This is a genomic window from Citrobacter sp. Cpo142 (assembly GCF_030332425.1).
GTDB classification, from domain to species: Bacteria; Pseudomonadota; Gammaproteobacteria; order Enterobacterales; family Enterobacteriaceae; genus Citrobacter; species Citrobacter portucalensis.
The window spans coordinates 38,641-50,940 of the sequence record NZ_JAOWHW010000127.1; the positions used below are offsets into that span (position 1 = coordinate 38,641).

Annotated in this window: 11 protein-coding genes; 9 read left to right on the forward strand and 2 right to left on the reverse strand. The window is 52.9% G+C overall.

Annotated features, from left to right (window positions below; all coding sequences use genetic code 11):
• Positions 1-41: 41 nt before the first annotated feature.
• Entirely contained in the window at positions 42-755 is a 714-nt protein-coding gene (locus OGY18_RS17210) for a TerC family protein (RefSeq protein ID WP_003033961.1), read from the reverse strand.
• A 75-nt stretch (positions 756-830) separates the two neighbouring features.
• On the reverse strand, positions 831-1,526 hold the full coding sequence (mutH, locus tag OGY18_RS17215) for a DNA mismatch repair endonuclease MutH (RefSeq protein ID WP_003825600.1): 696 nt from the start codon (positions 1,524-1,526) through the stop codon (positions 831-833).
• A 684-nt stretch (positions 1,527-2,210) separates the two neighbouring features.
• On the opposite strand from mutH, the gene rppH reads away from it, so the two are divergent.
• The 9 genes from rppH to recC all read left to right on the forward strand — a co-directional run bounded on the left by rppH (position 2,211) and on the right by recC (position 12,168).
• Positions 2,211-2,741 (forward strand): RNA pyrophosphohydrolase, encoded by a 531-nt coding sequence (gene rppH, locus OGY18_RS17220; RefSeq protein ID WP_003825602.1) that lies wholly within the window; start codon positions 2,211-2,213, stop codon positions 2,739-2,741.
• Between the two features lie 12 nt (positions 2,742-2,753).
• Entirely contained in the window at positions 2,754-5,000 is a 2,247-nt protein-coding gene (gene ptsP, locus OGY18_RS17225) for a phosphoenolpyruvate--protein phosphotransferase (protein ID WP_148361512.1), read from the forward strand.
• 190 nt (positions 5,001-5,190) lie between these two features.
• Positions 5,191-6,066 (forward strand): prolipoprotein diacylglyceryl transferase, encoded by an 876-nt coding sequence (gene lgt, locus OGY18_RS17230; protein ID WP_003825606.1) that lies wholly within the window; start codon positions 5,191-5,193, stop codon positions 6,064-6,066.
• Positions 6,067-6,072: 6 nt separating this feature from the next.
• Complete coding sequence (gene thyA, locus OGY18_RS17235) at positions 6,073-6,867, forward strand: thymidylate synthase (RefSeq protein WP_003033990.1); 795 nt, start codon at positions 6,073-6,075, stop codon at positions 6,865-6,867.
• A 183-nt stretch (positions 6,868-7,050) separates the two neighbouring features.
• Complete coding sequence (locus tag OGY18_RS17240; protein ID WP_149281279.1) at positions 7,051-7,521, forward strand: prepilin peptidase-dependent protein; 471 nt, start codon at positions 7,051-7,053, stop codon at positions 7,519-7,521.
• Entirely contained in the window at positions 7,512-8,075 is a 564-nt protein-coding gene (locus OGY18_RS17245; RefSeq protein WP_286553773.1) for a prepilin peptidase-dependent protein, read from the forward strand. The genes OGY18_RS17240 and OGY18_RS17245 overlap by 10 nt, the downstream gene beginning before the upstream one ends.
• Entirely contained in the window at positions 8,072-8,479 is a 408-nt protein-coding gene (locus OGY18_RS17250) for a DUF2509 family protein (protein ID WP_286553775.1), read from the forward strand. The genes OGY18_RS17245 and OGY18_RS17250 overlap by 4 nt, the downstream gene beginning before the upstream one ends.
• Complete coding sequence (locus tag OGY18_RS17255) at positions 8,464-8,787, forward strand: prepilin-type N-terminal cleavage/methylation domain-containing protein (protein ID WP_286553777.1); 324 nt, start codon at positions 8,464-8,466, stop codon at positions 8,785-8,787. Before OGY18_RS17250 ends, OGY18_RS17255 begins: the two co-directional genes overlap by 16 nt.
• Positions 8,788-8,799: 12 nt before the next feature.
• Entirely contained in the window at positions 8,800-12,168 is a 3,369-nt protein-coding gene (recC, locus tag OGY18_RS17260; RefSeq protein WP_286553779.1) for an exodeoxyribonuclease V subunit gamma, read from the forward strand.
• Positions 12,169-12,300 lie beyond the last annotated feature (132 nt).

A 12,300-nucleotide genomic window follows, 5' to 3' on the forward strand; every position in this document is an offset into this window, starting at 1 on the left:
TGGCTGGCATTCGCTCCCCTTGCGGGGAGCGATGGATTTCATCAGAGCGGATTTTTTTTATTACGCCACAGGTTCAGGGTCTCTACCGCGATAGAGAAGAACATGGCGAAATAGATATATCCTTTCGGAACGTGGACGTCGAAACTTTCCAGAATCAGCGTAAAACCGACCAGAATCAGAAACGAGAGCGCCAGCATTTTTACCGAAGGGTGGCGATCGACAAACTCACCAATCGGGCGAGCAGCAAACATCATGACGCCTACGGCAATCACCACCGCCGCCATCATGATAAACAGATGATCGGACAAGCCTACCGCAGTAATCACGGAATCCAGACTGAAGATAATGTCTAACAACATGATCTGTACAATCGCACCCAGAAAAGAGGATACGCGAGTTTTCAGACCTTCTTCCTCACCTTCAATGGATTCGTGGATCTCTTTACTGGCTTTCCAGATCAGGAACAATCCCCCCAGCAGAAGGATCAGGTCGCGTGCTGATATCGCCTCGCCAAACAGCTCGAATAACGGGTTTGTCAGCCGCGTTACCCAGGCGATAGAAGCCAGCAGTGCCAGACGCATGATCATCGCCGCCGCCAGCCCAATACGTCGGGCATGATTGCGTTGCGCTGTCGGGAGTTTGGCTACAACCAGAGAAAGGAAAATAATATTGTCGATCCCAAGAACGATCTCCAGCAGCGTCAGCGTACCGAGCGCAAGCCAGGCGTTAGGATCGGTTATCCATGCAAATAACATCGAACAAAGTCCTGCCAAAAAAAAGAAGCGGTAATTATAGGCCCGTAACGCGGCGGGTGAAAGGCCGGACGGTGCCTATTGCGCCTGGAACAAGAAATGTCGCTCAAGCAATGCGCGGGTGAAGTTCTTTTTCAGGTAAAAGCCGCGTGGCAGGGTCAGGATGGGTTCGCCGTTGGCGCCAATGGCCTCGGTAAGCGCGCGGGCGTTGGCGGCTTTAGGACGCAGTTGCAGTACTTCCCCATGGCGAGCGGTGATGCGTTCGACATGACCTAACACAATCATGTCCATTAACTCTTCCCAGTCCAGACGCAATTGCCGGTCTTCTTCTTCATTCGGGCTCCACAGCAGGGGAGAGCCGACGCGGCGCTCAGCCAGAGGGATGCTGCGTTCGCCTTCTACCGGGATCCACAGAACACGTTTGAGTTTGTGCCGTACATGGCTGGTTTCCCAGGTGACGCCGGTATTGCCGGTTAACGGCGCCACACACACAAAGGTGGTTTCCAGCGGTCTGCCAAGACTGTCCACAGGGATCGTTTTCAGCTCCACGCCCAGCGCCGCAAAATCCTGCTCTGGTTTACTGCCCGCGCTGGCACCGAGCCAGATTTCCAGCAGGACGCCAATCCAGCCTTTATCGCGCTTAAGATCCTTCGGCGTAATGATTCCCGCCATTGCCGCTAATTCTCCTAACGCGTAGCCCGAAAGCTGCCGTGCCTGGCTCAGCAACTGGGCTTCAGATTCAGGGGGAGAAAGCAACGGACGGAGTTCTGGCATCGGGTTAACCCTTAGGTGAAAAAATGAGCAGTGATTTTATACCGTATGGACAGAGTTTATCTTTTTCCACATGCTTTATTCAATTCTATGATTTATATTGGTTTTTAGATTCACGTTCGCAGAGTTGCGCAACAGCGAAGCGGGTTTTCCAATTCTGGTCACTGACAATGAACAGGATCTTACACCATGTTATCCACAGAAAGATGGGATAACTGTGAAAAACCCCCACTACTGTTTCAATTTACAGCCTTGACGTGCGACGAAAATCGAATTTTCACACAAATTGTGCCTAACTTATTGGCATAATCTGTGGATAAAACCAACGCTGGTCGATCTTTCATCAGCGTGAAGATCGTATGCGTGATGCACATCACATTTCTGTGTGTTTATCTGCGTGGATCGGTTTTAACTTTATGAATGTATAAGAGTATTTTTGATATGTGACGAATGTCTTATTCGGACTGTTCTGGGTTTTCCCATAGTAATTCCGTACTTCTTCACAACTATATCCACAGAAAAGGTGAATAAAATCGCCTTGCTTGCCCTTCTTCTGTTTATAACTCGGCCTTTAACTGTGAGTTATTCAATTGTTATTAGAATATCGCACCCTTAACAGAGTGGTTTACCGCCCCTCAGGAGTGTGAAACAATCGTTTGTATATAAGGTTTATGTTGAGGTAGTCCGGTGATTGATGACGATGGCTACCGCCCGAATGTAGGGATAGTAATTTGTAACCGCCAGGGGCAGGTCATGTGGGCCCGGCGATTTGGTCAGCACTCCTGGCAATTCCCACAAGGTGGGATCAATGCAGGAGAGACAGCAGAGCAGGCGATGTACCGGGAACTCTTTGAAGAAGTGGGTCTCAGTCGTAAAGATGTACGGATCCTTGCTTCTACTCGTAACTGGTTGCGTTACAAGTTACCGAAACGTTTGGTGCGTTGGGACACAAAGCCGGTTTGTATCGGCCAGAAACAAAAATGGTTTCTTCTGCAATTGGTCAGCAGCGATGCTGAAATCAATATGCAAACCAGCAGTACACCTGAGTTCGACGGCTGGCGCTGGGTGAGTTACTGGTATCCGGTTCGACAGGTGGTGTCATTTAAACGCGATGTCTATCGCAGGGTGATGAAAGAATTCGCAAGTGTTGTCATGGCGCTTCAGGAGAGCACTCCTAAACCGCAAAGCGCACCTGCGTACAGACGTAAAAGAGGTTAAGCTACGCAAATTATGCTCACCCGCCTGCGCGAAATAGTCGAAAAGGTGGCCAGTGCTCCGCGTCTGAACGAAGCGCTGAATATACTGGTTACCGACATCTGTCTTGCGATGGATACAGAGGTCTGTTCGGTTTATCTGGCCGATCACGATCGACGTTGTTATTACCTCATGGCGACCCGGGGACTAAAAAAACCACGTGGTCGCACTGTCGCACTCGCGTTTGATGAAGGTATCGTTGGCCTGGTTGGCAGGCTGGCGGAACCTATCAACCTCGCCGATGCGCAAAAACATCCCAGCTTTAAATACATTCCTTCGGTAAAAGAAGAGCGTTTTCGTGCATTCTTAGGCGTACCGATCATTCAGCGTCGCCAGCTTTTAGGTGTGCTGGTGGTGCAGCAGCGTGAACTGCGTCAGTACGATGAAAGTGAAGAGTCTTTCCTCGTCACGCTCGCCACGCAAATGGCGGCCATACTTTCGCAGTCGCAGCTAAACGCGCTGTTCGGCCAGTACCGTCAAACGCGCATCCGTGCGCTGCCTGCCGCTCCCGGTGTGGCAATAGCCGAAGGTTGGCAGGATGCGACGCTGCCGTTGATGGAACAGGTCTACCAGGCTTCAACGCTGGATCCAGTGCTTGAACGCGAGCGACTGACTGGTGCGCTGGAAGAGGCGGCGAACGAATTCCGCCGCTACAGCAAGCGTTTTACCGCTGGGGCGCAGAAAGAAACGGCGGCGATCTTTGATCTTTACTCGCACTTGCTTTCCGATACCCGTCTGCGCCGCGAGCTGTTTGCGGAAGTGGATAACGGTTCGGTGGCCGAGTGGGCGGTTAAAACGATCATCGAAAAGTTTGCCGAACAGTTCGCCGCGCTGAGCGATAACTACCTCAAAGAGCGGGCCGGAGATTTACGCGCGCTGGGCCAGCGTCTGCTGTTCCACCTTGATGACTCTATCCAGGGGCCGAATGCCTGGCCGGAACGCTTTGTGCTGGTGGCGGATGAACTTTCAGCAACCACGCTGGCGGAGCTTCCTCAGGACCGGTTAGTTGGCGTGGTTGTCCGGGACGGCGCAGCCAACTCTCATGCGGCAATTATGGTGCGTGCGCTGGGTATCCCTACCGTTATGGGGGCCGATATCCAGCCGTCGGTGCTGCATCGCCGTACGCTGGTGGTGGACGGTTATCGCGGTGAACTGCTGGTCGATCCGGAACCGGTATTGATCCAGGAATACCAGCGTCTTATCAGTGAAGAAATTGAGCTGAGCCGCCTGGCGGAAGACGACGTCAACCAGCCAGCACAGCTGAAAAGCGGCGAGCGCGTGAAGGTGATGCTCAATGCGGGTCTCAGCCCGGAACATGAAGAAAAGCTGGGTAGCCGAATCGACGGCATTGGCCTCTATCGCACCGAAATCCCGTTCATGCTGCAAAGCGGATTTCCTTCGGAAGAAGAACAGGTTGCGCAGTATCAGGGGATGCTGCAAATGTTTAACGACAAGCCGGTGACCCTGCGTACGCTGGATGTCGGCGCCGATAAACAGCTGCCCTATATGCCGATCAGTGAAGAGAACCCGTGCCTTGGCTGGCGAGGGATCCGCATAACGCTCGATCAGCCGGAGATCTTTTTGATCCAGGTTCGCGCTATGCTGCGTGCGAATGCGGCAACCGGAAACCTGAGCATTTTGCTGCCGATGGTAACCAGCATCGATGAAGTGGACGAAGCGCGACGTTTGATTGAACGCGCCGGACGCGAAGTGGAGGAGATGATCGGTTACGCGATCCCGAAACCGCGCATAGGCATTATGCTGGAAGTTCCGTCGATGGTGTTCATGCTGCCGCATCTGACAAACCGGATAGACTTTATCTCGGTCGGAACCAACGACCTTACCCAGTACATACTGGCCGTCGATCGTAACAACACACGGGTAGCCAGCATTTATGACAGCCTGCATCCGGGGATGTTGCGTGCGCTGGCGATGATTGCGCAGGAAGCCGAAAGAAGCGGTATCGATTTGCGCCTGTGTGGTGAAATGGCGGGCGACCCGATGTGCGTGGCTATTCTGATCGGTCTCGGTTTCCGTCATTTGTCGATGAACGGTCGTTCTGTCGCTCGCGTAAAATATCTGCTGCGTCATATCGATTTTGATGAGGCGCAAACGCTGGCGCAGCGCAGCCTGGAGGCACAGATGGCAACAGAAGTACGCCATCAGGTAGCGGCCTTCATGGAGCGTCGTGGCATGGGGGGTTTGATTCGCGGGGGATTGTAGGTCTGACAAGCGTAGCGCTATCAGGTATTACGGGGGATAGAGATTACCTATACAGATCTTTTACATCTTCCCGGCATCCGCTTCTAACCCCTTGTGCTATCATTCGCACCTTTGGAGCGCCTGCATTATGCAGGCGCGCTTATCAATTGCTGTCTGACTTCAGCGAAATAACAAGAACTTGTGGTGACAGATGACCAGTAGCTATCTGCATTTTCCGGATTTCGATCCGGTCATTTTCTCAATCGGACCCGTCGCGCTTCACTGGTACGGCTTAATGTATTTGGTGGGGTTTATTTTCGCGATGTGGCTGGCGACGCGCCGCGCGAATCGTCCGGGCAGTGGCTGGACCAAAAATGAAGTAGAAAACTTACTGTATGCGGGCTTCCTCGGGGTTTTCCTCGGTGGGCGTATTGGTTACGTACTGTTCTATAACTTCCCGTTATTCCTCGATAATCCCCTGTATCTGTTCCGCGTCTGGGACGGCGGTATGTCCTTCCACGGTGGACTTATCGGTGTGATCCTGGTGATGATTATCTTCGCCAAACGCACTAAGCGTTCGTTCTTCCAGGTTTCTGATTTCATTGCCCCGCTGATTCCGTTTGGCCTGGGTGCTGGGCGTCTGGGCAACTTTATCAACGGTGAGCTGTGGGGACGCGTTGACCCGAACTTCAAGTACGCCATGCTGTTCCCGGGCTCCCGTACCGAAGATATTTTACTGCTGCAAACTAACCCGCAATGGCAGTCTATTTTTGATACCTACGGCTCGCTGCCACGCCACGCCTCACAGCTTTATGAGATGGCGCTGGAAGGCGTTGTGCTGTTTATCATTCTGAACTTGTACATTCGCAAACCACGCCCGATGGGTTCGGTATCCGGTCTGTTCCTGATTGGTTATGGCGCGTTTCGTATTATTGTTGAATTCTTCCGCCAGCCGGATGCGCAGTTTACCGGCACCTGGGTACAGTACATCAGCATGGGGCAGATCCTCTCTATCCCGATGATTGTCGCAGGCATTATTATGATGGTTTGGGCGTACCGCCGCAGCCCACAGCAACACGTTTCCTGAGGAACCATGAAACAGTATTTAGAACTGATGCAAAAAGTGCTGGATGAAGGCACACAGAAAAACGACCGCACCGGAACCGGAACGCTTTCCATTTTTGGTCATCAGATGCGTTTTAATCTGCAGGAAGGGTTCCCGCTGGTTACGACTAAACGCTGCCATTTACGCTCGATCATTCATGAGTTGCTGTGGTTCTTGCAGGGCGATACTAACGTTGCCTACCTGCATGAAAACAACGTCTCAATCTGGGACGAATGGGCGGATGAAAATGGTAATTTAGGCCCGGTTTATGGCAAACAATGGCGCGCGTGGCCTACGCCAGATGGTCGCCATATCGACCAGATCACCACCGTGCTAAACCAGCTGAAAAATGATCCGGACTCTCGTCGCATCATCGTTTCCGCATGGAACGTCGGTGAGCTGGATAAAATGGCGCTGGCACCGTGCCATGCGTTCTTCCAGTTCTACGTGGCGGATGGCAAGCTCTCCTGCCAGCTGTATCAGCGTTCGTGCGATGTGTTCCTCGGCCTGCCGTTTAACATTGCCAGCTACGCTTTGCTGGTACACATGATGGCGCAGCAGTGCGATCTGGAAGTGGGTGATTTTGTCTGGACCGGCGGCGATACGCACCTGTACAGCAATCATATGGATCAAACGCATCTGCAGCTTAGCCGTGAACCTCGCGCGCTGCCGAAACTGGTTATCAAACGTAAGCCTGAATCAATCTTTGACTATCGCTTCGAAGACTTCGAAATTGAAGGCTACGATCCGCACCCGGGTATTAAAGCACCGGTGGCTATCTAACCGGCTTCATGCTGTCACAACCGACGCCCATGTGCGTCGGTTTTTTTTGTCTCAAATCGCGTTCTTCGGCGTGGATTCCTGAAATATTGCAATGGCCTGTAACGCGCTAAATATTCCCCGTAGCTCGCCGTAGAAACCGAATTTCCCGCTCGTTATTCATTTTCCTCACGCCATACTGGCGACATGAAAAAACAACACGGCTACACGCTTCTCGAAACCCTGATTGCGATGCTGATCGTCGCGGCGCTTGGTACATCTGGGCTGTATGGTTGGCAGCGCTGGCAGCAACAGCAGCGGCTGTGGCAGACCGCCTGCCAGGTGCGGGACTACCTGCTGCAACTGCGTGAAGATGCTAACTGGCGTAACCGCGATCACGTGATAAGCGTGATTCGGGATGGCACATCATGGTGCTTTGTCAGCTCTGCGGCTTCGCAAACCTCGTGTCGGCCCGTTTCGCCTTTGGTTTTTACACCGCCCCGGGACGGCGTCGAAATGGCAGAGATAACGCCTTCACTGGCCTTTTTTGGACTGCGCAATACGGCATGGGCCGGACATATACGCCTGAAAAATGCGGCAGGGGAATGGCGCGTGGTGGTGTCTGGCTGGGGGCGAATCAGGCTTTGTGAGCGCGATGAGGCCAGCATATGTCAGTAAACGAACGGGGATTTTCACTGCTGGAGGTGCTCATTGCCATGGCGATTAGCAGCATTTTACTGCTTAGCTCAGCACGATTTTTACCGGCGCTACAACGAGAGATTCTGCGTAATACGCGCCAGTTAGTACTGGAAGATGAAATATGGCAGCGGGTCTACACCGTGGCGAAGCATCTTCAGCGAGCGGGGTATTGCCGGGGAAACTGTGTCGGAGAGGCTCTGGTGATATCGGCAAATGGGGGCTGTGTTATTGCCCGCTGGGATGCCAACAGCAACGGCGTTTGGGAAAGCAGTCCCGCGAAAGAGGCTGATACTATTGGGTTTCGTTCACAGGACAAGGTGTTGGAAACCCTGCGTGGAGCCACCGACTGCACTGGAAAAGGATGGGAGAAAATGACCGATCCGGCCACCATCCAGATTGAGGCATTCCAGGTTGAACGGCTGAATTTCAGCGGATATTCCCCACTTCTTACGCTGCGTTTGCGTGGAGTGAGTAATGACGAACCACAAAAAGTTGTTGAAGCGGTCTATAGCGTTACGGGATTCAACCTGTGAACCGTGAGCGAGGCATATCTTCTCTGGCAATGGTCCTGTTGCTGCTGGTGCTCGGTAGTTTGCTGCTGCAAGGCGTTAGCAGACAGGAGGCTAGTTTTGCTGCGCGTGTGGGCACACAAAGTCAGGCGCTGCAGCGTCAGGCGGTGGTGCAATCCGCGATGGAATGGGGGCGTATGCAGCCCTGGCGCTTACAACCCGCCGTACAGTGTCGGCGCGATCCCACGCAGGATGCCGCGGTTTGCCTGCGCCTGCTTACCAATAATGTCGTGCTGCTTATTGCCCACTATGAAGGAGTATTTTTATGGCGTCAGGGGGCGGTTACTGATGGCAATATCGAATTCTCGGCGCATGGCTGGAGTGATTTTTGTCCGCTAAAGGAGCAGACGTTATGCCAGATCCCCTGAACAGTCAGCGTGGCTTTAGTCTGCCGGAAGTGATGCTGGCAATGGTACTGATGGTAATGATTGTGACCGCGTTGTCAGGATACCAGCGGGCGCTAATGAACAGCTTTATCATCAGAAACCAGTATCAACAACTCTGGCGTCACGCCTGGCAGCAAGCCCAGCTGTACCCGTTTTCATCGCCTGTGAACTGGCAGGTTAACCGAATGCAGACAACGAGAGCGGGATGTGTCAGCATCAACGTTATAATTTCTTCACCCCTCGGCAGGCAGGGTCAGATGACGCGTCTGCATTGCCCGAATCGTCAGTAGTCAGGAGTCGCTATGTTAAGGGTCTACCACTCCAACCGTCTGGATGTGCTGGAAGCGTTAATGGAATTTATCGTTGAGCGCGAGCGGCTGGACGACCCCTTTGAACCTGAGATGATCCTGGTTCAAAGCACCGGTATGGCGCAGTGGCTACAAATGACTCTTGCACAGAAGTTTAGTATTGCCGCCAATATCGATTTTCCGCTGCCCGCGAGTTTTATCTGGGATATGTTTGTGCGCGTGCTGCCGGATATCCCGAAAGAGAGTGCGTTCAGCAAACAGAGCATGAGCTGGAAGTTGATGACGCTGTTGCCACAATTGCTGGATAGCGATGACTTCGCATTGCTACGCCACTATCTGACGGACGACACTGATAAACGTAAGCTTTTTCAGCTTTCCTCGCGCGCGGCTGACCTTTTCGACCAGTATTTAGTCTACCGCCCTGACTGGTTGACCCAGTGGGAAGCGGGGCGACAGGTTGAGGGACTTGGCGAGTCTCAGGCCTGGCAGGCCCCGTTGTGGAAAGCGCTGGTGGAATACACTGAGGAATTGGGCCAGCCGCGCTGGCATCGTGCCAATTTATACCAACGTTTTATTCAGACCCTGGAAAGTGCGTCCGAGTGCCCGCAGGGACTGCCTTCTCGCGTCTTTATTTGCGGTATTTCGGCGCTGCCGCCGGTTTATTTGCAGGCATTGCAGGCGCTGGGTAAGCACATTGATATTCATCTGCTGTTTACCAACCCTTGTCGCTACTACTGGGGGGATATAAAAGATCCCGCCTGGCTGGCGAAGCTGATGGCGCGTCAGCGTCGGCACAGCTTTGAAGAACGCCATCTGCCGTTGTTTCGTGACAGTCAGAAAGCTGAAGGATTATTTAATAGCGATGGCGAACAGGATGTGGGCAACCCGATGCTGGCCTCATGGGGCAAACTGGGGCGCGATTACATTTACCTGCTTTCAGAGCTAGAGAATAGTCAGGAGCTGGATGCGTTCGTCGATATTACGCCTGACAATCTTTTGCACAATATTCAATCGGATATTCTGGAGCTTGAAAGTCATGCTGTGGCGGGCGTTACGCTGGAAGAATATTCCCGGAGCGACAATAAACGCCGGCTTGAGCTGAACGATACCAGCGTGACTTTCCATGTCTGCCATAGCCCACAGCGCGAGGTAGAAATTCTTCATGACCGCTTGCTGGCAATGCTGGAAGCGGATCCAACGCTGACGCCGCGCGATATTATCGTGATGGTGGCGGATATCGACAGCTACAGTCCATTCATTCAGTCGGTCTTTGGCAGCGCGCCAGCCGAGCGTTACTTACCTTACGCGATTTCCGACCGTCGGGCGCGCCAGTCTCATCCCGTCTTACAGGCCTTTATTAGCCTGCTGTCGCTGCCGGATAGCCGTTTTGTCTCAGAGGATGTCCTGGCGTTACTGGATGTTCCCGTGCTGGCGGCGCGTTTCGATATCGATGAAGAGGGGCTGCGCTATCTTCGCTTATGGGTCAATGAATCCGGTATTCGCTGGGGAATTGACGACGATAACGTGCGTGAGCTGGAGCTTCCGCCTACAGGTCAGCATACCTGGCAATTTGGTTTAACGCGTATGCTGCTCGGCTACGCGATGGAAAGCGCGCAGGGCGAGTGGCAATCGGTATTGCCTTACGATGAGTCCAGCGGATTGATTGCCGAGCTGGTAGGGCATCTGGCCTCGTTGCTGATGCAGCTCAATCTTTGGCGTAGAGGGTTAGCTCAGGAACGACCGCTGGAAGAGTGGCTACCCGTTTGTCGGGAAATGCTTAATGATTTCTTCCTACCGGACGCGGACACCGAAGCGGCGATGACGCTGATTGAACAGCAGTGGCAGGCCATTATTACCGAAGGTTTAGGGGCTGAGTACGGCGATGCTATACCGCTCTCTCTGTTGCGTGATGAGCTAGCCCAGCGCCTTGACCAGGAACGCATCAGCCAGCGCTTCCTGGCGGGGCCCGTTAACATTTGTACGCTGATGCCGATGCGCTCCATTCCGTTCAAAGTGGTGTGCCTGCTGGGTATGAACGATGGGGTTTATCCGCGTCAACTTGCGCCGCTGGGCTTTGATTTAATGAGCCAAAAACCGATGCGAGGTGACCGCAGTCGTCGCGATGATGACCGCTATTTGTTCCTCGAAGCATTAATCTCAGCACAGCAAACGCTCTATATCAGCTACATTGGCCGATCCATTCAGGACAACAGCGAGCGCTTCCCGTCGGTTCTGGTACAGGAATTGATGGACTACATTGGGCAAAGCCACTATCTGCCGGGCGATGAATCGTTAACCTGCGATCAAAGCGAGGCCCGGGTAAAAGCGCACGTTACCCGTTTGCATACCCGTATGCCCTTTGATGCACAAAACTATCTACCGGGTGAACAGCAAAGCTATGCCCGGGAATGGCTGCCTGCGGCGAGTCTGTCAGGAAAAGCGCACTCGGACTTTGTACAGCTTCTTCCCTTTGAGATGCCCGAAACGCTGACGCTGGAAACGCTGCAGCGATTTTGGGCTCATCCGGTACGCGCCTTTTTCCAGATGCGTTTGAGGGTTAATTTCCGCTCTGAAGAGAGTGAGATCCCCGATACGGAACCTTTCACCCTTGAAGGATTAACCCGCTATCAGCTTAATCAGCAATTGCTTAATACGCTGGTTGAAGAGAACGATGCTGAACGACTGTTCCGCCGTTTTCGTGCGGCGGGCGCGCTACCCTATGGGCCGTTTGGCGAAATTCTGTGGGATACGCAGCGTCAGGAAATGCAGTCGCTGGCTGAACGCATTATCGCCTGTCGTCAGCCCTGTCAGAGCATGGAAATCGATCTTAACTGTCACGGCGTGCAAATCACCGGCTGGCTGCCGCAGGTGCAAGAGGATGGTTTGTTGCGCTGGCGCCCATCTTTGATAAGCATTGCGCAGGGTGTGCAACTTTGGCTGGAACATCTTGTCTATTGTGCCAGTGGCGGTAGGGGAGAGAGCCGATTGTTCCTGCGTAAAGACGGAGAATGGCGTTTTCCGCCGCTGGATGCAGAACAGGCGTTGCTGTACCTGTCGCAACTCATTGAGGGGTATCGGGAAGGCATGTCGTCACCGTTGCTGGTATTACCCGAAAGCGGTGGTGCATGGATAAAAACCTGTTATGACGCCGCAAATGATGCCATGTTAGATGACGATGCAACGTTGCAAAAAGCGCGCAGTAAGTTTCTGCAAGCCTATGAAGGCAACATGATGGTACGTGGCGAAGGTGATGATATCTGGTATCAGCGTCTTTGGCGTCAACTGGATGCTGATACTCAGGAGGCTATTGTTTTACAGTCTCAGCGCTACCTGTTACCGATTTTTCGCTTTAATCAGTCATGATGATTGTATAAAAATTGCGCAATTCGATGGCTTCCACTATGATGCGCATTCTGTCACGGACTGATTCTTACAAAGAGAAGATGCTGGCTCGTTCAGCACATAGTCTTGCCCTGTTCAGGTCATGTATTTATA